The organism is Isoptericola chiayiensis (assembly GCF_013149805.1).
Classification (GTDB): Bacteria; Actinomycetota; Actinomycetes; order Actinomycetales; family Cellulomonadaceae; genus Isoptericola; species Isoptericola chiayiensis.
Genome location: NZ_JABEZT010000001.1, coordinates 556,520 through 576,504 on the forward strand (window position 1 = coordinate 556,520; position 19,985 = coordinate 576,504).

The 19,985-nt window shown below is 74.1% G+C and carries 21 protein-coding genes; 2 read left to right on the forward strand and 19 right to left on the reverse strand.

The window, feature by feature from the left end; all coding sequences use genetic code 11:
- Positions 1–152: 152 nt before the first annotated feature.
- Together HDG68_RS02345 and HDG68_RS02350 are read right to left on the reverse strand one after the other, a co-directional pair.
- The gene (locus tag HDG68_RS02345) at positions 153–869 is read right to left on the reverse strand and encodes a response regulator (protein WP_172148850.1); all 717 of its coding nucleotides are present in this window, start codon (positions 867–869) and stop codon (positions 153–155) included.
- On the reverse strand, positions 866–2,167 hold the full coding sequence (locus HDG68_RS02350) for an ATP-binding protein (protein ID WP_172148852.1): 1,302 nt from the start codon (positions 2,165–2,167) through the stop codon (positions 866–868). Before HDG68_RS02350 ends, HDG68_RS02345 begins: the two co-directional genes overlap by 4 nt.
- Before the next feature lie 156 nt (positions 2,168–2,323).
- Here HDG68_RS02350 and phoU point away from each other — a divergent pair, with 156 nt between their 5' ends.
- A complete protein-coding gene (gene phoU / locus HDG68_RS02355; protein ID WP_172148854.1) occupies positions 2,324–2,983 on the forward strand; it encodes a phosphate signaling complex protein PhoU in 660 nt (219 codons plus the stop codon).
- 72 nt (positions 2,984–3,055) lie between these two features.
- On the opposite strand, the gene HDG68_RS02360 is transcribed toward phoU, so the two are convergent.
- The 7 genes from HDG68_RS02360 to lysS form a co-directional block, all read right to left on the reverse strand.
- On the reverse strand, positions 3,056–3,796 hold the full coding sequence (locus tag HDG68_RS02360) for a phosphoglyceromutase (RefSeq protein ID WP_172148856.1): 741 nt from the start codon (positions 3,794–3,796) through the stop codon (positions 3,056–3,058).
- Between the two features lie 95 nt (positions 3,797–3,891).
- The gene (locus HDG68_RS02365) at positions 3,892–4,326 is read right to left on the reverse strand and encodes a nitroreductase family deazaflavin-dependent oxidoreductase (protein ID WP_172148858.1); all 435 of its coding nucleotides are present in this window, start codon (positions 4,324–4,326) and stop codon (positions 3,892–3,894) included.
- A gap of 139 nt (positions 4,327–4,465) precedes the next feature.
- Entirely contained in the window at positions 4,466–5,800 is a 1,335-nt protein-coding gene (mshA, locus tag HDG68_RS02370; protein ID WP_172149149.1) for a D-inositol-3-phosphate glycosyltransferase, read from the reverse strand.
- 29 nt (positions 5,801–5,829) lie between these two features.
- Positions 5,830–6,897 carry a lactonase family protein gene (locus HDG68_RS02375; RefSeq protein WP_172148860.1) on the reverse strand — a complete coding sequence of 356 codons (1,068 nt, stop codon included), beginning with the start codon at positions 6,895–6,897 and terminating at the stop codon, positions 5,830–5,832.
- 174 nt (positions 6,898–7,071) lie between these two features.
- On the reverse strand, positions 7,072–7,407 hold the full coding sequence (locus HDG68_RS02380; RefSeq protein WP_172148862.1) for an Lsr2 dimerization domain-containing protein: 336 nt from the start codon (positions 7,405–7,407) through the stop codon (positions 7,072–7,074).
- Positions 7,408–7,508: 101 nt separating this feature from the next.
- On the reverse strand, positions 7,509–7,679 hold the full coding sequence (locus HDG68_RS02385; protein WP_172148864.1) for a hypothetical protein: 171 nt from the start codon (positions 7,677–7,679) through the stop codon (positions 7,509–7,511).
- A 10-nt stretch (positions 7,680–7,689) separates the two neighbouring features.
- On the reverse strand, positions 7,690–9,216 hold the full coding sequence (gene lysS, locus HDG68_RS02390) for a lysine--tRNA ligase (protein ID WP_172148866.1): 1,527 nt from the start codon (positions 9,214–9,216) through the stop codon (positions 7,690–7,692).
- 59 nt (positions 9,217–9,275) lie between these two features.
- Here lysS and nadC point away from each other — a divergent pair, with 59 nt between their 5' ends.
- A complete protein-coding gene (gene nadC, locus HDG68_RS02395; RefSeq protein ID WP_343037391.1) occupies positions 9,276–10,214 on the forward strand; it encodes a carboxylating nicotinate-nucleotide diphosphorylase in 939 nt (312 codons plus the stop codon).
- A 51-nt stretch (positions 10,215–10,265) separates the two neighbouring features.
- Here the strand turns inward: nadC and HDG68_RS02400 are convergent, their stop codons facing one another.
- From HDG68_RS02400 to HDG68_RS02445, 10 genes are all read right to left on the reverse strand, one after another.
- Complete coding sequence (locus tag HDG68_RS02400) at positions 10,266–11,096, reverse strand: ABC transporter permease (RefSeq protein WP_172148870.1); 831 nt, start codon at positions 11,094–11,096, stop codon at positions 10,266–10,268.
- On the reverse strand, positions 11,093–11,866 hold the full coding sequence (locus tag HDG68_RS02405; RefSeq protein ID WP_172148872.1) for an ABC transporter ATP-binding protein: 774 nt from the start codon (positions 11,864–11,866) through the stop codon (positions 11,093–11,095). Before HDG68_RS02405 ends, HDG68_RS02400 begins: the two co-directional genes overlap by 4 nt.
- Before the next feature lie 23 nt (positions 11,867–11,889).
- Positions 11,890–12,756, reverse strand: coding sequence for a DUF4097 family beta strand repeat-containing protein (locus HDG68_RS02410; protein ID WP_172148873.1), 867 nt, complete (start codon positions 12,754–12,756; stop codon positions 11,890–11,892).
- 54 nt (positions 12,757–12,810) lie between these two features.
- Complete coding sequence (locus HDG68_RS02415) at positions 12,811–13,338, reverse strand: toxin-antitoxin system HicB family antitoxin (protein WP_172148874.1); 528 nt, start codon at positions 13,336–13,338, stop codon at positions 12,811–12,813.
- A 163-nt stretch (positions 13,339–13,501) separates the two neighbouring features.
- On the reverse strand, positions 13,502–15,172 hold the full coding sequence (locus HDG68_RS02420) for an L-aspartate oxidase (protein WP_172148875.1): 1,671 nt from the start codon (positions 15,170–15,172) through the stop codon (positions 13,502–13,504).
- A complete protein-coding gene (panD, locus tag HDG68_RS02425) occupies positions 15,169–15,681 on the reverse strand; it encodes an aspartate 1-decarboxylase (protein WP_246253528.1) in 513 nt (170 codons plus the stop codon). The genes HDG68_RS02420 and panD overlap by 4 nt, the downstream gene beginning before the upstream one ends.
- A gap of 97 nt (positions 15,682–15,778) precedes the next feature.
- Positions 15,779–16,726 carry a pantoate--beta-alanine ligase gene (panC, locus tag HDG68_RS02430; RefSeq protein WP_172148876.1) on the reverse strand — a complete coding sequence of 316 codons (948 nt, stop codon included), beginning with the start codon at positions 16,724–16,726 and terminating at the stop codon, positions 15,779–15,781.
- Positions 16,723–17,706, reverse strand: coding sequence for a Rossmann-like and DUF2520 domain-containing protein (locus tag HDG68_RS02435; protein WP_172148877.1), 984 nt, complete (start codon positions 17,704–17,706; stop codon positions 16,723–16,725). Before HDG68_RS02435 ends, panC begins: the two co-directional genes overlap by 4 nt.
- Positions 17,703–19,343: a PH domain-containing protein gene (locus tag HDG68_RS02440; RefSeq protein ID WP_343037392.1), complete on the reverse strand. Its 1,641-nt coding sequence runs from the start codon at positions 19,341–19,343 to the stop codon at positions 17,703–17,705. The genes HDG68_RS02435 and HDG68_RS02440 overlap by 4 nt, the downstream gene beginning before the upstream one ends.
- Positions 19,340–19,897, reverse strand: coding sequence for a PH domain-containing protein (locus HDG68_RS02445; RefSeq protein ID WP_172148878.1), 558 nt, complete (start codon positions 19,895–19,897; stop codon positions 19,340–19,342). The genes HDG68_RS02440 and HDG68_RS02445 overlap by 4 nt, the downstream gene beginning before the upstream one ends.
- Positions 19,898–19,985: the final 88 nt, after the last annotated feature.

Below are 19,985 nucleotides of genomic sequence, written 5' to 3' on the forward strand. Positions count from 1 at the left end.
ACCGGCGGGTGCCGGCGTTCGTCGGGAACGCTAGGGACCGCAGGTGGACCGTTTGCCAGGAGCAGGTGAACGACGGATGAACAGCCAGCGGCGAGAAGCGAGCAGGTGCCCCGGGCGACGCCGGCAGCGCACCCCGACCGCCGTCGTCGTGCCTACGACTCGCCGTCGGCGAGCTTGTAGCCCAGCCCTCGCACGGTCAGCAGCAGGCTCGGCGACGACGGGTCCGGCTCGATCTTGGACCGGATGCGCTTGACGTGGACGTCGAGGGTCTTGGTGTCCCCCACGTAGTCCGCACCCCAGACCCGGTCGATGAGCTGGCCGCGCGTCAGCACCCGGCCGGCGTTGCGCAGCAGCAGCTCGAGCAGGTCGAACTCCTTGAGCGGCAACGACACCGTCTGGCCGCCCACCGCCACCGTGTGACGCTCCACGTCCATCCGGACCGGGCCCACCTCGAGCACGGACTCGCCGTCGTCCAGGTGCCCGTTCGGCCCGCTCTCCGCGGACGCGGCGCCCCGCCGGCGCATGACGGCACGCATGCGGGCCAGCAGCTCGCGGAACGAGTACGGCTTCGTGACGTAGTCGTCGGCCCCCAGCTCGAGGCCCACGACCTTGTCGATCTCGGAGTCCTTGGCCGTCAGCATGATGATCGGCACCTCGCCCCGCTGCCGCAGCTCGCGGCACACCTCGGTGCCGCTCAGCCCCGGGAGCATCAGGTCGAGCAGCACCAGGTCCGCCCCGCCGTCGTCGTACTGCGTCAGGGCGTCGTTGCCGTTCGACGTCGCCACCACGTCGTACCCCTCGCGGGTGAGCTGGTACGTCAGCGGGTCGCGGTAGGACTCCTCGTCCTCGACCACCAGGATGCGCGTCACGCGCCTACCTCCTCGTTCCTCGGCCCGCCACCGGGCCACTGGTCACCGTCGCGCCCTCCTCGGGGCGCCACGGACGCTTGGTGGGGCTCGCGCCCCTCAGGACGGACGCCGTCGCCGGCCCACCCGGGACTGTCCGACGACGCGTCCCCGACCAGACCGCCGTCGGGCAGGTCCGCGGCCGGGATGCGCAGCGTGAAGGTCGAGCCCTTGCCGGGCTCGGACCACACGCGCACGTCACCGCCGTGGTCGGCGGCGACGTGCTTGACGATGCTGAGCCCGAGACCCGTGCCGCCCGTGTCGCGCGAGCGCGCCGGGTCGACGCGGTAGAACCGCTCGAACACGCGCATCTGCTCCTCGGTCGAGATCCCGATCCCCTGGTCGACCACGTCGATCTCCACGAGCCCGCCGCGCTCGTGGACCCCCAGGCCCACGCGCGTGTTCTCCGCCGAGTACGACACGGCGTTGTCCAGCAGGTTGCGCACCGCCGTCACCAGCAGGTTGTGGTCGCCGAAGACGACGCTGTCCAACGACCCCCCGACCGTGATGGTGATGTTCTTGCCCTGCGCCGTCGTGCGCGCGCGGTCCACCGACTCCTCGACGACGTCGCGCACCGCGATCGGGCGCACCTGCTGCAGGGCGCCCGCCACCTGCAGGCGGGAGAGCTCGATGATCTCGTGCACCAGCGCCGAGAGCCGCGTCGCCTCGGACTGCATCCGTTCGGAGAACCGCCGCACGGCCACCGGGTCGTCCGCGGCGTCCTGGACGGTCTCGGCCAGCAGCGCCAGCGCGCCGACCGGCGTCTTCAGCTCGTGGGACACGTTGACCACGAAGTCGCGGCGGATCGCCTCCACCCGGCGCGCCTCGGTGCGGTCCTCGGCGAGCACCAGCAGCTTGTCCATGCCCAGGGCCGCGACCCGCACCTGCAGCAGCACCGTGCCGGACCCCACCGGCCCGCGCGGCACCTCCAGCTCCTGCTCGCGGATGACGCCGTCACGGCGCACCTCGGCCACCATGTCGGTGATCGCGGGGTGCACCAGGGCGTCGTTGCGCACCACACCGAGGGCGTAGGCGGGCGGGGAGGCTCGGATCACCTCGTCGTCGTCGTCCAGCACCACCGCGGCCGAGCGCAGCACGGACAGCACCCGCACCAGGCCCTCGTCGAGCTCGGACGCACGGTTGTCGTCGGAGTCGTGCTGGGCCCGGTCGGACAGACGGAAGGCGAGGGTCGCCACGACGCCGACCACGACACCGAGCACGCCGGCGACGACGGCCGTGACCCCCGGGATGATTCCTTCCACAGCCCCAGCCTAGGTCGCACCGCAACGCTCGCTGTGCCACGGTGGCAACTGCTCGCGGACGTGTCGCCCACTGTTCACCTGCGCACTCCGCGCCGTTCACCTGGCGGTCCGGGCCGGCTGCGAGGCTGGCCCGGCACCAGAATCGAGAGGACAACCATGCGAGAGATCTTCGAGTCCGAGCTGCGGCAGATCGGCGACAGCCTCGTCGAGATGAGCCGACTCGTCGAGTCCGCGATCACCAGGGCGGGCACGGCGCTGCTCGACGGCGAGCACCAGCTCGCCCAGGACGTCATCGCCTCCGACCACGAGATCGACCGGATCGAGAGCGAGCTGGACGAACGGTGCGTGCACGTGCTCGCCCAGCAGGCGCCCGTGGCCACCGACCTGCGGGTCGTCATCACCGCGCTGCGGATCAGCGCGTCGCTGGAGCGGATGGGCGACCTGGCCCGGCACGTCGCCGAGGTGGCCCGGGGCCGCTACCCGGCGCTGGCCGTCCCGCCGTCGGCCCGCGACACGTTCGTGACGATGAACGACGCAGCGGCGCTCGTGGCCCGCCGGACCACCGAGCTGCTCAGCACCCGTGACGTGGCGCTGGCCGCGGAGATCGAGCGGGGCGACGACGAGCTGGACCACCTGCACCAGGCGACGTTCGCCGCGACGCTGGACCCGGAGTGGACCGGCACCGTCCAGGAGACGATCGACGTCACCCTGCTGGGCCGCTACTACGAGCGGTTCGGCGACCACGGCGTCGGCGTGGCCCGGCGCATCACGTTCCTCGTGACGGGGGACTTCGTCGGGGAGCGCTCCGAGGTCTGACCCGACCCGCGACACGTCGAAGGGCCCTTCCCGACCAGGCGGGAAGGGCCCTTCGGCGATCTCGGGGCGGGACTACTTGCCCTGGTTGGCCACGGCCGCGATGGCGTCCTTGGCGGCCTCCGGGTCGAGGTAGGTGCCGCCCGGGTTGGTGGGCTTCAGCGTCTCCTCATCCAGCTCGTAGACGAGCGGGATGCCGGTGGGGATGTTGAGCCCGGCGATGGTCTCGTCGTCGACGCCGTCGAGGTGCTTGACGAGCGCCCGCAGCGAGTTGCCGTGCGCGGCCACGAGGACGGTCCTGCCCGCCTTCAGGTCCGGGACGATCTCCGACTCCCAGTACGGCAGCGCCCGGTCGAGCACCTGCTTGAGGGCCTCGGAGCGCGGGATCGGCTCGCCGGCGTAGCGCGGGTCGGCGTCCTGGGAGTACTCGGAGCCGAGCTCGATCTCCGGCGGCGGCACGTCGTAGGAACGACGCCAGAGCATGAACTGCTCCTCGCCGTACTGGTCGCGCACCTGCTTCTTGTCCTTGCCCTGCAGGTCGCCGTAGTGACGCTCGTTGAGGCGCCAGCTGCGCTTGACCGGGATCCAGTGCAGGTCGGCCGCGTCGAGGGCGAGGTTCGCCGTCGTGATGGCACGCCGCAGCAGCGACGTGTGCAGGACGTCGGGCGACACGCCGGCCTCGGTCAGGAGGGCGCCACCGCGCTTGGCCTCCTCGGTGCCCTTCTCGGACAGCGGGACGTCGACCCAGCCGGTGAAGAGGTTCTTCGCGTTCCACTCGCTCTCGCCGTGGCGGAGCAGCACGAGGGTGTAGGTCATGTCCCCATCCTGCCCTGCCGGGCACGGTCGGCGCACGCAGGGTCGGATGCCGGACGCCCGATGTTCATCCGTGAGCGCCCGGCACCCTGCGGGGCTCAGGCGCGTTCGAGCACGAAGACCGGGATCTCGCGGTCGGTCTTCTTCTGGTACTCGGCGTAGTCGGGCCAGGCCGCCACGGCCCGCTCCCACCAGGCGGCCTTCTCGTCGCCGGTGACCTCACGTGCCACGTAGGCGTGCTTGTCCGGTCCGTCCTGCAGCTCGACCTGCGGGTGCGCCACGATGTTGTGGTACCAGACGGGATGCGTCGGCGCGCCGCCCATCGAGGCGACGACGGCGTAGGCGCCGTCGTGCTCGACCCGCATCAGCGGGATCTTGCGCACCTTGCCGGACCTGGCGCCGACGGTCGTCAGGATGATGACGGGCTTGCCGCGCATCGTGTTGCCCTCGGCGCCGGCCGAGGCCTCGAAGGTCTCGACCTGGTTCGCCACGAACTCGGACGGGCTGGGGACGTACTCTCCGGTGATCGCCATGTCGGCGGCAACGTCGCTGCCCGACGGCGGCATTCCCGCGGCTGCCCGACGGCGGTACGCGCCGTCGCGGGGTTCCGGCCTACCTCACGGGGTTCCGGCCTACCTCACGGGGTTCTGGCCTACCTCACGGGGTTCCGGCCTACCTCGCGGAGCCTTCGGACCCGTCGGCCCCGTCGGTGCCTGAGGAACCCTCGCCCCCACCGTCCGCGCCACGGGTCTGGCGGGTCTTCGCGGCCTGGGCGTACACGTCCAGCATCGCCGCGGCCGCCCGGTCCCAGGAGAAGCGCTCGCTCGCGCGCCGGGCTCCCGCCGCCAACCGGTCCCGACGCGCCGGGTCGGCGAGCAGGTCGCCGAGCACCTCGGCCCACGTGGCCGGCTCGTGATCCATGACCAGCACCCCGGAGACGTCGTCGACCACCACGGTGCACAGCCCGCCGACGGCGGCCGCCACCACCGGCGTCCCGCAGGCCTGCGCCTCCGCGGCCACCAGGCCGAACGACTCGCTGTGCGACGGCACCGCGACCGCGTCCACGGCCCGGTACCAGTCCGCGAGCTCCGCCCGTGAGACCGGCGGGCGGACCACCAGGTGCTCGGTGACACCCTCCTGGTGGGCGAGCGCCTCCAGCTCGCGCACCGCCGTCGGGCGCCCGCTGGCCCCGCCCAGCACCACCAGCGTCGGCACGTCCGCGTCGTCGCCGGCAGTCCGCGCGCGGTCGGCCAGCACGCCCAGCGCCCGCACCAGCACGTCCGGGCCCTTGAGCAGCTGCACCCGCCCGGCGAACAGCACCACGGGGCGGTCGACCGGCAGCCCCAGCCGCTCGCGCAACGCCTGCCGGGCCTGCGCCGTCGTCTCCCCTGCCGCGGGCTCCAGGGGCGCGAACGCCGCCAGGTCCACCCCCGGCGCGACGACGTGCACCCGGTCCGGGTCCGCGCCGCAGAACCGCACCAGGTCGTCCGCCTCCTCGCGGGTCGAGGCCACCAGGGCGTCGGACTCGGCGACCACCTGCTCCTCGCCGATGATCCGCCCGTGCGGCTCCGGGGTGTCCCCCGGAGCCAGGGCGGCGTTCTTCACCTGCGCCATGGTGTGCATGGTGTGCACCAGCGGCACGTCCCACCGTTCCGCCGCCAGCCAGCCGACCTCCCCGGACAGCCAGTAGTGCGAGTGCACGACGTCGTACCAGCCGGCCGGGCGGTGCGCCTCGGCCCGCAGCACCCCCGCGGTGAACGCGCACAGCTGCCCGGGCAGGTCGTTCTTGTCCAGCCCCTCGAACGGGCCGGCGGGCACGTGCACGACACGGATGCCCGGCTCGGCGTCGGCGACCTTGGGCTGCGCCGACGAGGTGGCCCGCGTGTAGATCTCCACCTCCGCGCCCCGACGCGCCAGCGCCCGCGACAGCTCCAGGACGTAGACGTTCATACCGCCCGCGTCGCCCGTGCCCGGCTGGTCCAGCGGCGAGGTGTGCACCGACAGCATCGCCACCCGCGGTGCGGGACGGTCCTCGCTCACGAGGCCACCAGCACGCACGCGGGCGGTGTCGCCCAGGCCGCACGGTCGAGCACCGTGCCCGTCCCGTCGTCGTCCAGGTGGACCGTGACGAGCTCGGCGGAACCCTGCAGGGCGACCACGACCAGCTCGCCGTCCGGCGAACCCGCCACGACCTCGTGGTGCCGCGGCCAGGCGCCCTCGCCCAGGGGGACGTCACCGACGTGCTTCAGGTGCGGACCGTCGTCGGACACCTCGTGCACCGCCAGCACGTCCGGGCCGCGCACGCCCACGTGCACACGCCGCCCGTCCTCGCTCAGCGTGACGTGGCCGGGGAACGCCTCCCCCACGGCCGCGCCCGGCGAGACGGGCGCGCTGCCCGCGTGCTCCCAGCCGTCGCCGCCGGGCACCAGGACGTGCAGCCGCGCATCCAGCTCGCCCGCGACGACCAGCGCGCCGCCGGGCAGCACCACCAGGTGCCGCGGACCGGTGCCGGCGGGCAGCCGCGCGGCCACCTCCCCGTCGCTCGTGGCGGCGTCCGACGCCGGTGGGTCCAGCGGGTAGCGTCGCACCACGTCCGCACCCAGGTCGGTCACCAGCACGTGGTCGTCCACCACCGTCACCTGATGCGCGTGCGGGCCCTCCTGGCGGTCGGTCACCGGACCGGAGCCGCCGCCGGCGTAGAGCGCGCGATGCTCCGCCTCCGGGGTGCCGTCGTCGGACACCGCCACGACCGACGCGACACCGTCCCCGTAGTTCGTCACCCACACAGCGCGGACGGACGCGGCGACGTGGCAGGGGTCGTCGCCGCCCGAGGAGAGGGTCGACGACGGCTCGATCGTCCCGCCGTCGTGCACCCGCAGCGCGGTCAGCGCCCCGCCGGGGGTCTCCGCGACGGCGTACAGGACGGGGGCGTGGGGATGGCGCGCCAGGAAGGACGGGGAGGTCAGCTCGGCGGCCAGGGCGGGAGCGCCGAATGTGCCGCTGACCGGATCGACGGTGACCCGCCAGACGCCCTCTCCGGTTCCGGGTGCCGACCCGGCCGCCGGATAGGTGCCGATCCACAGGGGCACGGGCTGCTCAGTCATGGGTCCAGGGTAGGCGGCGCCGGGTGCGGCGACGGCCGGTCGCCTACCTCGCGAGAATGTCGCCTACCTCGCGGAAGAGTTGCCTACATCGCGGGAAGGGTGGCGGTGGCCGGACAGCACCGCGCCCCGGCCGGGGCTGATCCGACCGGGGCGCAGGCTGCTTCGCAGGACCGCTCAGTGCGCGGCCTCGAACGCCTCCAGGACACGGCCCGGGATACGACCACGGTCGTTGACCGTGTACCCGTTCTCGCGGGCCCACTCACGGATCTTCTGCAGCTGCTCACGATCCGTGCGCCCGCGGCGTGCACCGCCGGTCGCACGCGGCGCCGACCGGCCGGCCGACTTGCGGGCGTGCCCGATCCACGTCGAGAGCGCCTCGCGCAGCTCGGTGGCGTGCGCCTCCGTGAGGTCGATCTCGTAGGAGACGCCGTCGAGACCGAAAGTGACCGTCTCGTCACCGTCGCTGCCGTCGATGTCGTCGATCAGCACGACCTTGGTCTTCTGAACCACGCTGCCACCTTTCTGAGATTCCACATTCACCGTCGAAACGAGCATGCTCGTACCACAATGAAATGTCAACTCAGTTGTTCGGTCGCGTCACGAAGAATTCCTCAGTCGGACCGGGACCCATTGACCCGGTCACGCGCCTGCGCCTCGTGCAGCTCGGTGGCGGCACGCTCGTTGCGATCGGCCCGGATGATCTTGCGCATCGCGAACCAGAAGAGCAGACCCACACCGATCGACGGGACGAGTCCCGCGATCACCGCCCAGAAAGTGTCCATCTCACGCTCCTCAGTGGGACGGCTTGACGAGCGGGAACAGAATCGTCTCGCGGATTCCCGCTCCGGTGAGCGCCATCAGCAACCGGTCGAGCCCCATTCCCATGCCACCGGCCGGTGGCATGGCGAACTCCATGGCCGTCAGGAAGTCCTCGTCGAGCGCCATCGCCTCGTCGTCGCCGGCCGCGGCGAGCCGCGCCTGCTCGGCGAAGCGCTCGCGCTGGACCACCGGGTCGACCAGCTCCGAGTAGGCGGTGGCGAGCTCGAAACCGCGCACGTACAGGTCCCACTTCTCCACGATGCCCGGGGTGGTGCGGTGCTCGCGGGTCAGCGGCGAGGTCTCGACCGGGAAGTCGCGCACGAACGTCGGCGCGTACAGGCCGTCGCCGACGTGGTGCTCCCACAGCTCCTCGACGAGCTTGCCGTGATTGACCTTCTTCGGGTCGAACGAGATCTCCGCCTTCTCGGCGAGCACGACGAGATGATCGACACTCGTCTCCGGCGTGATCTGCTCCCCCAGGGCGTCCGAGAGCGACCCGTACATCGTGATGTCGGCCCATTCCCCGCCGAGGTCGTACTCCTCGCCGTCGGCCAGGGTGACGGTCGTGGTGCCGAATGCGTCCAGCGCGGCCTTCTGCACCAGATCCTTCGTCAGCTCCGCCATCGTGTCGTAATCACCGTAGGCCTCATAGGCCTCCAGCATCGCGAACTCCGGGGAGTGCGACGAGTCGGCACCTTCGTTGCGGAAGTTGCGGTTGATCTCGAAGACGCGTTCCACACCGCCCACGACGGCCTTCTTCAGGAACAGCTCCGGCGCGATCCGCAGGAACAGATCCATGTCGTAGGCATTCATGTGCGTCGAGAACGGACGTGCCGAAGCCCCCGACGCGACCGCCTGCAGCATCGGCGTCTCCACCTCGACGAAGTCGCGGCGGTGGAAGTTCTCCCGCAGCGAGCGCACGACGGCGGCACGACGGCGGACCATGTCGCGCGCGGCCGGGCGGGCGATCAGGTCCACGTACCGCTGCCGGACCCGCGCCTCCTCCGACAGGTCCTTGTGCAGCACGGGCAGCGGACGCAGCGCCTTCGAGGCGAGCTGCCACTCCTCGGCGAAGATGCTCAGCTCGCCGCGGCGCGAGACACCCACGCGACCCCGGACGAACACGTGGTCCCCGAGGTCCACGTCCGCCTTGAAGGCCGCCAGGGCGTCCTCCCCCACGACCTTCTGGCTCAGCATCGCCTGGAGACGGTTGCCCTCACCGTCCTGCAGCGCCACGAAGCAGAGCTTGCCCGTGTTGCGCAGGAACACCACCCGGCCGGCGACGCCCACGACGTCGTCGGTCTCCTCGCCGGTGCCCAGGTGCTCGTACTGCTCGCGCACCGCCGCGATCGTGCTGGTGATCGGCACCCCGACCGGGTAGGCCTCACCACCCGCGGCGACGATGCGGTCACGCTTCTCCCGGCGGACACGCAGCTGCTCGGGCAGGTCGTCGGAGGGGACGTCGGGCACGGCGGAGTCGGCGTTCTCGGGAGATGTCACCCGTCGATTCTACGATCCGGCCGGCGGCCCCCCGACCCGCCCCCGGTACCGTGACGCCCGTGAGCACGCCCCCACCCGACCTGCCCGTCCACGCGTCCCCCTCCGCCGTCGAACCCCCGCTCGACGACGGCTGGATCGCCCGCACCGTGCAGACCGCCCTCGACGAGGACCTCGGCCCCGCACCCGGCCGCGACGTGACCACACAGGCCACCGTGCCGCCGTCGGACACCCGCACCGCCCACCTCGTCGCCCGCGCGGCAGGGACCGTCGCCGGACTCGTCGTGGTCGCCGAGACCCTGCGCCAGACGGCGACCCGCCTCGCCCTGCCCGCGCCCGAGGTGACGTTCCACACCCAGGACGGGTCCGCCGTCGTCCCGGGACAGGTGCTGGCCTCCCTCACCGGCCGCACGCAGGTGCTGCTCGTCGCCGAACGCACCCTGCTCAACCTGGCCTCCCGCGCCTCCGGCGTCGCCACCGCCACCGCCGCGTTCACCCGCGAGCTCGCCGGCACCGGCGCACAGGTCCTCGACACCCGCAAGACCACGCCCGGCCTGCGCGCGCTCGACAAGTACGCCGTGCGCGCCGGCGGCGGCACCAACAAGCGCATGGGCCTGCACGACGTCGCCATGGTCAAGGACAACCACGTCGTCGCCGCCGGCGGCGTCGCCCCCGCGATCCACGCCATCCGCGCGGCCTTCCCCGACGTGCTCGTCCAGGTCGAGGCCGACACCACCGCCCAGGCCATGGAGGCCCTCGACGCCGGCGCGGACTTCCTGCTGCTCGACAACATGCCCACCGACGTCCTCGCCGCGACCGTCGCCGCCGTCCGCGAGCGCCAGGGCCGCGACGGGGTCCCGGCGCACGTGGAGCTCGAGGCCACCGGCACCCTCACGCTCGACCGGGCGCGGGAGGTCGCGCTGACCGGCGTCGACCACCTGTCCGTCGGGGCGCTGACGCACTCGGCGCCGATCCTCGACCTCGCGCTCGACCTGCGCTGAGCCGCGTCGCGCGCGTCGGGTCCGGCGCGCGCGACGACAGCGGGGCAGGCGTCAGAGCCGGCGCTCGCGGCGGAACAGCGAGCGCGCCCAGAGGTATCCGGCGACGCCGATCACCAGGCACCAGGCGACGGCCTGGACGACGGCGGTCTCGGTCCCCGTGCCGGTCAGCAGCCCGCGCAGGGTCTCGATGACCGGGGTGAACGGCTGGTGCTCGGCGAACCAGCGCACCGCGCCGGGCATGGTGTCGACGGGCACGAACCCGCTGCCGAGGAACGGCAGGAGCAGCAGGATCATGGGCAGGTTGCTGGCGGTCTCCACGCTGCGGGCGTGCAGTCCCATCGCCACGCACAGCCAGTTCAGCGCGAGGCTGAGCAGCACCAGCAGGCCGACGACGGCGAACCACCCGGCCACGCCCGCGTCGGGCCGGTACCCCGTCGCGACCGCGGCGCCGAGCAGCAGCACCAGGGCGGCCAGCGCCTGCACGGTGAAGCCCAGCACCTGCCCGGACAGGACCGACCCGGGTGCGATGGCCATCGTGCGGAACCGCGCCATGATGCCGCCCGCGGCGTCCATCGCAGCGCTCGTGGCCACGGACGTGGCGCCCCCGACGACCGTCAGGACCAGCAGGGTCGGCGTGATGTAGTCGAGGTAGGCGGCGCGCCCCTCGGCGCCCGGGGTGACGCCGGGTGCGACGCCGGCGCCGAACGCGCCGCCGAAAACGTGGACGAACAGCAGCAGCATCACCAGCGGTCCGGCCACGAGGAAGACGGTCAGCCCGGGGTAGCGCACGGCCCGCAGGAGGCTGCGGCGCAGCATCGTGGCGACGTCGGCCAGCGGGCGAGGGCCCGCGGAAGCGGTCGCGGGGGCGGTCACGGCGCTCATCGGGGGTCCTCCTGGTCGGCGGGCGGTGCGGTCAGGGCGAGGAAGACGTCGTCGAGCGTGCCGGCGTCGTGCACGGCCTTGAGCTCGTCCGGCGCGCCCCGGGCGACGATCCGGCCCTCGTGCAGCACCGCGACGTCGTCGGCGAGCCGGTCCGCCTCCTCGAGGTACTGCGTCGTGAGCAGGATGGTGGTGCCGTCCGCGACGAGCCGGCGCACCTCGTCCCACAGCGCGCGGCGGCTGCGCGGGTCGAGGCCGGTGGTCGGCTCGTCGAGGAACACGACCGACGGCGTGCCGACGAGCGTCATGGCCAGGTCGAGCTTGCGCTTCATGCCGCCGGACCAGGTGGCGACCGGGGTGTCGGCCGCCTCGGCGAGGGCGAGGCGGTCCAGCAGCTCCGCCGTCCGACGCCGGCCCTCGGCCCGGCCGAGATGGTGCAGCGCCGCCATGAGGCGCAGGTTCTCGGTGCCGGTGAGCAGCTCGTCGACGGCGGTGATCTGCCCGGTCACGCCGATGGCGGCACGGACCGCACCGGCGTCGGTGGTCACGTCGTGGCCGGCGACGCGCACGGTCCCGGCGTCGGGGGCCAGCAGCGTGGACAGGACACCGACGGTGGTGGTCTTGCCCGCCCCGTTGGGGCCGAGCAGGGCGGTCACCGTGCCCGCGGGCACGGTCAGGTCCAGGCCGTCCAGCACGGGGCGGTCGCCCGACCTCGAACGGTAGGTCTTGCACAGTCCCGCGATCTCGATCGCGGGACCGGTGGCGGCGGTCATGGGCGCTCCCGGTCGTCGGGCCCTCAGGCGGCGGTGTCGCCGGCACCGGCGAGCGGGCGACGCACGACGACGTCGCCGAACCCGGTGCTGGCGTGGATCTCTGCGGTGGACTCGTCCTCGACGGGCCCCTCGGTCGGCGTGAGCTGGTTGCGCACCGCGCCACGCTGGGAGGACAGGTCGAGGTAGGCGGCGGTGCCCTGCGGCACCCCGACCTCGATCGACCCGAACGACGTGGTCAGGTCGACGCTGCCGGACACCAACGCCCCGACGCGCATCCCCGAGTGCGCCGACCGCGCGGAGAGCGTGCCGGACACGTGGTCGACGACGAGGTCGCCGTGCGCGCCGTGCACGTCGAGCGTCCCGGTCACGGCCGACACGGCGACGGTCCCGTTGGTCGCGCGGACGCGGCCGTGCCCGGTGACCTCGCCGAGCCGCACGCTGCCGGCGGCGACGGACACGTCCACGTCGTCGACCCGGCCCGCGACCACGGACCCGGCCGAGACCTTCACGGCCAGCCGACCGGCGTCGTCCACGCGCACGTCCCCGGCGGACAGGGCCATGTCGACGGCGGCGAGCAGGCCCTCGGCGTAGAGGGTCCCCGCCTTGCCCCGGACCTGCGAGGCGCGGGGCAGCTCGACGGTGACGTCGACCGTGCCGGCGGCGAAGGGCAGGACCCACTGCCGCCAGGAACCCGGGTAGGTGATCGCGATCGCGTCCGCGGTGCGGTCGACGCGGACCTCCTCGGCGGCCCGGACGCTGCCGGACCTGGAGGCGTCCGTGGGCAGGACGGTCACGACGACGTCGTCACGCTCGGAGGCGACGACGTGCACGTGGGCGAAGGGCACGTCCACGGAGACGAGGACGGGGTGCGGTGCGGGGAAGGTGGGCATGGCGGGGCTCCGGTGGTGGTGTCACGATGGTGTCGTCGACGGGCGGGCGGGGTGTCAACGCACCCAGCCGGTGACGCGGCCGCTGCCGCGCGGTGCCGGCCGACCCTGCGGGGCGGGGCGGCCGGTGGACTGCTCGAGCGCGGCCGCGACGGCCCGCACGAGCCACGTGTTGACCGAGACGCCGTCGCGGGCGGCGGCGGCCTCGGCCTGGGACTTGAGGTGCTCGGGCAGTCGCAGCGTGGTGCGGGTGCTGCCACCGGCGTCGGCCTCGGCGGGCGGGGGCGGCGGTGCAGGGGCCGACGGCGGCTCAGGGGCGTCGTGCTCGCGGGCGGCGGCGACGTCGCCGGCCGTCACCACGAACTCCGGCGTTCCCGCCCGCAGGCGGACGTCGACGGACCCGGGAGCCAGCTCGGCGGAGATCTCGCCGGTCGCCGCGGACAGGGCGTCGAGCAGGACGAGCCGGACGGCGGCGTCGAGGGGCGCGGTCAGGCGGTCGGCGACCGCGCGCGCCTCGTCCCCGCCGGCGGCGGCTGCGGTGGCGAGCTGGCGACGCAGCTCTTCGACATAGGGCGTCAGTTCCATGACACCACTATGACACCATGATGACGTCAGGCGCAAGATCCGGCCGTGCACCGCCGTCGGACCGGACGCTCCCGACGCGGTGCTCGCGCGGACGGAAGGGCGCCTACCTCGCGGAAAAGTTGCCTACTTCGCGCAGGGGTTGCCTACGTCGCGGGAGAGTTGCCTACGTCGCGGTGAGGGTGCCGTCGTCGTCGAGCGACACCGTGACCCGGCGCTCCCAGGCAGGATCCCGGTCGGGGAAGTCGGTGCGGAAGTGTCCGCCGCGGCTCTCGGACCGCACCCACGCGGCCCGCACCAGGGCCCGGGCCACCTGGTGGACGTTCGTCGTCTCCCACTCGGCGGCCTGCGGGTCGGCGACGACACCACCGTCCCGGTGCGCCGTCGTCGTCACCCGGGCGAGCAGATCGTCGGCGCGCTCCAGCGACGGCGCCGAGCGCAGCGGCCCCGCCCCCTCGGAGGTCACCCGCTGCACGCGCGAGCGGGCCGCGGCCGCCACGAGCCCGGCGTCCCCGGGGCGGTCCACCGGTTCCGGCGCGCCCGCCGCTCCGGGATACCGGGCCACGACGTCGTGCGCGGCACGGTGCGCGAACACGAGCCCCTCCAACAGGGAGTTCGACGCGAGCCGGTTGGCGCCGTGCACCCCGGTGCAGGCGACCTCGCCCACGGCGTACAGCCCGGGCACCGAGGTGCGCCCCTGCAGGTCGGTCACCACGCCGCCGGAGTGGTAGTGCTGGGCGGGCGCGACCGGCACCGGCTCCTCGGTCCAGTCGATGCCCTGCGTCAGCAGTCGCGCGGTGATCCCCGGGAACCGGCGGCGCAGGAAGTCCGCGCCGAGCGAGCGCGCGTCCAGCAGCACGTGGTCCGCGGCTGTGGCGTCCATCTGCCGCACGATGGCGTGGGCGACGACGTCGCGGGGAGCCAGCTCGGCCAGCTCGTGCACGGCCGGCATGAAGCGGTGCCCGTCGACGTCCAGCAGCAGCGCACCCTCGCCGCGCACCGCCTCGCTGATCAGGGGCAGCTGGCCGCGGGCGCCGGCCCCGAGCCACAGCACCGTGGGGTGGAACTGGACGAACTCCAGGTCGCCGAGCGTGGCGCCGGCACGCAGCGCGGCGGCCATGCCGTCGGCGGTGGCGCCGGGCGGGTTGGTCGAGGAGCGGAACACCTGCCCCACTCCCCCGGTGGCCAGCACCACGGCCGGGGCGAGCACCGCCCCGACGCCGTCGCGGGACCCGGCCCCGCGCACGTGCAGGGTCACCCCGGCGACGGGTCGCTGCCCGGACGGCGAGGGCGCACCGGTCAGCACGTCGAGAACCAGGGCGTTCTCGATCACCTCGATGCCCGGGTCGTCCTGCACGGCCTCGATCTGGGCCACCAGCGCACGGGAGATCTCCGCCCCCGTCGCGTCCCCGCCGGCATGCGCGATCCGGTCGGCGCGGTGACCGCCCTCGCGGGTCAGGGCGATGTCGCCGTCGTCACCGACGTCGAACGACGCCCCGCGGGCGACGAGCTCGCGCACCCGGTCCGGACCCTCGGTGACCAGCACCTCGACTGCCGCCGGGTCGCTGAGCCCGCCGCCGGCCACCAGCGTGTCGTGCAGGTGGGCGGCCGGGGTGTCGTCGGGGTGCAGCGCGGCGGCGATGCCGCCCTGCGCCCACACCGTCGACCCGGAGGACAGCTCGGCCTTGGTCACCAGCAGCACGCGCGGCACCCGCGTGCGCAGCTCCAGCGCCGCGGTCAGCCCGGCGATGCCGGAGCCGACGACGACGGCGTCCGCGCGGGTCGTCCAGCCCGGCTCGGGTGCGGCGAGGGTCCGGGCCAGACGGGTCGGCGTCACCGAGCCGGCGCGGGTTCCGGGGCGGCGCCCGGGGCCTCGGCGGGCACCGGCTCCCCGGCGACGGCGCGGCCCGCGGCGGTGCGCACGAGCCCGGCGGACTGGTACGGCTCGATGGGCACGCCCGAGTCGTACAGGCCGTACCCGTCCGGGGCGTGCCCCGGGTCGTCGTGCAGCTCGACGATCTTGTTGTCCCCGTCGACGAACACCACGTGCGGCAGGAACGTGCGCGCGTCGTGGTCCGACATCATGCCGTAGGCGATGATGATCACGGTGTCGCCGGGGCTGACGAGGTGCGCGGCGGCGCCGTTGATGCTGATCTCGCCGGCGCCGGGCTCGCCGGGGATGACGTAGGTGGTCAGGCGTGCCCCGTTGGTGACGTCCACGACGTCGACCTGCTGACCCGGGATGAGGTCCGCGGCGTCCAGCAGGTCGGTGTCGACCGTGATGGATCCCACGTAGTGCAGGTCGGCCTGGGTGACCGTCGCGCGGTGGATCTTGCCGATCATCATGGGCCGCTGCAGCGACGCCGGCCGGCGCACCGGCGCCCGGTGGGTGCCGGGTGCGGCGCCCGTCCCGGGCTCCCCGACGGTGTGCGGCGAGGTCTGGTCAGTCACGGGTCTCCTCCTGGCCTGCAGGTTCGTTCTCTGCTGCGGGCGCGACGACGTCCACGGCCTGGTTGTCGATCAGTCGGGTGGTGCCCACGCGCGCCGCCACGAGCAGCAGCGCCGGGCCGGTGTGCCCGGTGGGCACCTCGTCCACGGTATCCGGGTCGACGAGTGCCAGGTAGTCCACCACAACGTCGGAGGCCTCGTTGAGGATTCCCGACGCGCTCGCCAGGACGGCGGAGACACCGTCTCCGCTCGCCGCGGCCGCCGATCCGGTCTGCAGCGCCCGCGAGAGCGCCAGCGCGGCCCTCCGCTCGCCGTCCGACAGGTAGGCGTTGCGCGACGACAGCGCCATCCCGTCGTCGTCCCGCACCGTCGGTACCCCGACGACCTGCACCGGCAGGTCGAGGTCGCGCGTCATGCGCCGCACCGCCAGGAGCTGCTGGGCGTCCTTCTGCCCGAACAGCGCCACGTCCGGGCGGGTGAGCTGGATCAGCTTGAGCACCACGGTCAGCACGCCGTCCAGGTGGCCCGGGCGGAACGCACCCTCGAGGACCTCGCCGATGCGACCGGCCGACACCCGCACCACCGGGTCCCCGTCGGTGTACACCACGTCCGGCGTCGGGGCGAAGACCACATCGGCACCGACGCCGGCGAGCAGGGCCAGGTCGGCGTCCAGGTCGCGCGGGTAGGCGTCCAGGTCCTCGCCCTGGCCGAACTGCAGCGGGTTGACGAAGATCGTGACCACGACCTGGCCGCCCGGCCCCGCCTCCTCGCGCGCGCGGCGCACCAGCGCGAGGTGCCCGTCGTGCAGGGCGCCCATGGTCATCACCACGGCGCGGCGGTCGGTCGGGGCGGGCGCGCCGAGCGCCCAGTCGGTCAGGGCGTCGCGCAGCTCGTCGCGGGTGCGCACGACGACGGGAGGCGTCGGCGCGTCGGGGGTGCTCATGCGTGCTCCTCGGGTGGTGCGTCGAGGACGTCGAGCAGCCGGCGCGCGGCCTCGTCCTCGATCCGGTGGCTCGCCAGCGCGCGGCGCGTGGCCCCGCGGGCGAGCTCGGCGTAGGCGGCGGGGACGTCGGTGGCGCCGGTGCGGGCGGCGAGATCGCCGAGCGCGCCCAGGTGCGCGGTCACCGTCCCGGTGTCCCCCCGCGATACGGGGCCGGTCAGCGCCGCGATCGCGCCCGGCCCGACGCCGTCACGCACGTCCGCGGACCGGGTCGCGCCGTCGAGCGCCGCACCCAGCAAGGGGCCCAGCACACGTCCGGGACGCTCGATCCCGGCCGCCTCCAGCGCCTGGGCGGCCTGGGCGACCAGCACCACCAGGTGGTTCGCGCCGTGCGCCAGCGCCGCGTGGTAGAGGTCGCGCGCCTCCTCGGCCACGACGACGGGCTCGCCCCCGACCTCGACGACGAGCGCCTGCCCGATGGGCAGCACCGCCGCCGGCGCCGTGACGGCGAACGTGCAGCCCGTCAGCCGCGCCAGGTCCAGGGAGGTGCCGCTGAACGTCATCGCCGGGTGCACCGCCAGCGGGATCGCCCCGGCCGCCTGCGCGGGCGCCAGCACCACGGCACCGAAGCGGCCCGAGGTGTGCACCACGAGCTGTCCCGGCTGCCACGCCCCCACCTCCGCGAGCCCCCCGACCAGGTCGGCCAGCGCGTCGTCGGGCACGGCGAGCAGCACCAGCTCCGCGCGCTCGACCACCTCCTGGACGGTCAGGTTGGGCACCCCGGGCAGCAGGGTGGCGATGCGCTCGCGGGAGTCCTCCGACACCCCCGACGCGCCGACGACGGCGTGCCCGGCCGAGCGCAGGGCGTTGCCGAGCACCGCACCGACCCGCCCGGCACCGACCACGCCCACACCCAGCCGGCCGGGACGGGCCGCGGGGTCACCCGCAGGAGCCCCGGGGCCTCCCGGTGGCACGGCGGTCATGCCGTGCCGTCCCGGCCGTCGGCCACCTCGGGCAGCGCGGTGACCTGCTCCATCCAGCGCTCGGGCGGCTGGTGGGCGCGGGCCGTGCGGGCGCGCACGGACTGCTCGTCGAGGAGACCGGCGACCACGCCCGAGGCCAGGTGCGGGACGCGGGGACCCACGGGCCCGGGGGTGGAGTGCACCGCGAACGAGGCCACGCCTCGACGCCGCTGCCACGGACCCTGCTCGACGCCGAGGGACTGCGTGCGCTCGTGGGGCACCACGACGAGGCTCCGGGTCAGGCGCCCGGTGCGCAGCAGCAGCACCCGCTCGGCCACCGCGAACCCGTTGCGGCGCCAGCTGATCGGGTCGAAGATCCGCGCCGTCCGCGGGCTGGTCGTGAACCAGCGGTCCGTGCGGGCGTCGCCCGTGAGGCCCTCGTCGAGCAGCGGTGCCACCTCGTCGGTGCGCAGGTCGGGCAGCACCAGCCACAGCGCCGTCAGCGCCTCGTCCCGGGGCCCGACGGGCAGCAGCACGTGCTGGGTCTCGCTGTTGCCCTCGACGCCGTACCCGGCGACGTTCACCTTGACGCGCCACCATCCCTTGCCGCGCCACCAGAACCCCTGGGTCAACGACAGGGCCTGCACCCGGCCCGGCGGGATGGTCTGGGCCCGGGTCTCGAGCAGGCCGTGCCGCAGGCGGATGCCGTCGGGGGAGATCGCCGCGCGGAACCCGAACTCGCCCGCGAACCGGCTGAACAGGTAGGCGCCCGCGCCGAACAGGCCCGGCAGCACGGAGCCGAGCAGACCGAAGTTGCGGGTCACCCCCACCGCCACGCCGAGCCCGACGAACGCCAGCAGGATGATCCAGATGACCGGCAGCCGCAGCAGCGACGCCACGAGCCGGCCGGGCGGCACCTCGTAGACGGCGTTCTCCGGAGCCTCGAGCACCGGTTCCGGCACGGGTGCGGCGACCGCGGCGACGGCGTCCCGGGGCGCCTCGGCGTCCGGCACGACGCCGGTGGCCGCGCCCGGTACGCCGGCAGCGTCGCTCTGCTGGTCGGACGTGACCTGCTCCCGGACGGCCGCCTGGTCCCGGACCTCCGCCTGCGCGGGCTCACGCGTCCCGGCCGCTCGGCGGGCCTTCACGCCGGCCGCTCGCGCCAGCAGGTCGGCCCGCAGCGCGTTGGCGTCGTCGAGCCGCAGGAACCCGATCCGCACCGCGGAGTCCGCGCCGCCCGCCACCTCCAGCGTCAGCTCCGCCAGCCCGAAGAGGCGCGCCACGAGCGGCTGGCGCACGTCGACGGCCTGGAGCCGGTCCAGCCGCGCGTGCCGCTGCTGCCGGAACAGGATGCCCTTGCGCAGGTGGGCCGCGGTGTCGTCGACCGCGTACGTCGTCATGCGCCACGCCAGCCAGGACACGCCCGCCACCACCAGGAGGAAGAGCAGCAGCGCGAGCACCGCCACCCACCACAGCCGGACGACCTGGCCGGCGACCTCGCCGAGCGAGGACAGGCTGTCCAGCGCCTGGTTGCCGAGGACGAACAGCAGCACGAGCACCGCCGCCCACGCCCGTACCAGCGGCGTGACCGGGTGCACGCGGTGCCACTCGAGCTGGTCGGCAGACGCCCCGGGCACGCGGGTCTGCGGATCGCTCACAGGCCCGCCAGCCTCGCCTCGCCGTGCGCGGTCAGCCGGTCGCGCAGCCGCTCCGCCTCACCGGGTGCCAACCCCGGGATCTCGGCGTCCGTGCTGGCCGCCGCCGTGTGCAACTGGACGGTCGCGATGCCGAAGCGGCGCGCGAGCGGTCCGGCGGAGACGTCCACGAACTGCATCCGCCCGTACGGGACCACCACGAGCTGCCGGAAGAGGATGCCCTTGCGGATCAGCAGGTCGTCGTCGCGCTCCGCGTACCCGATGGCCCGCACCTGGCGCGGGATCAGCAGCACCGCCCACAGCAGGGCCGCCGCGAGCACGCCGGCCGGGATCCACAGCCAGACCGTGAGCAGGACGGCGAGCACCGCGCAGACCAGGGCGGGCAGTCCCACCCAGAACGCGACGAGGATCCAGCGCACCGGGATCAGGCGGGGCGACACCCGGGCCCAGGTCACGTCGGCCGGCTGGAACGGGTCGCTCGACGACGCCGCGGGCGACGCCGGTGCACCGGCGTCGGCGCCGGCGCCGGGCCGCGGTTCGGGTGCGGGGCTGGTCATAGGGTCATCCTCGCATCGGCCGCGACCACACCCAAGACGGGGTCGGTCGAGGTCACGCCGCCCGTCGTGGGCGCGACCGAGCGCGACC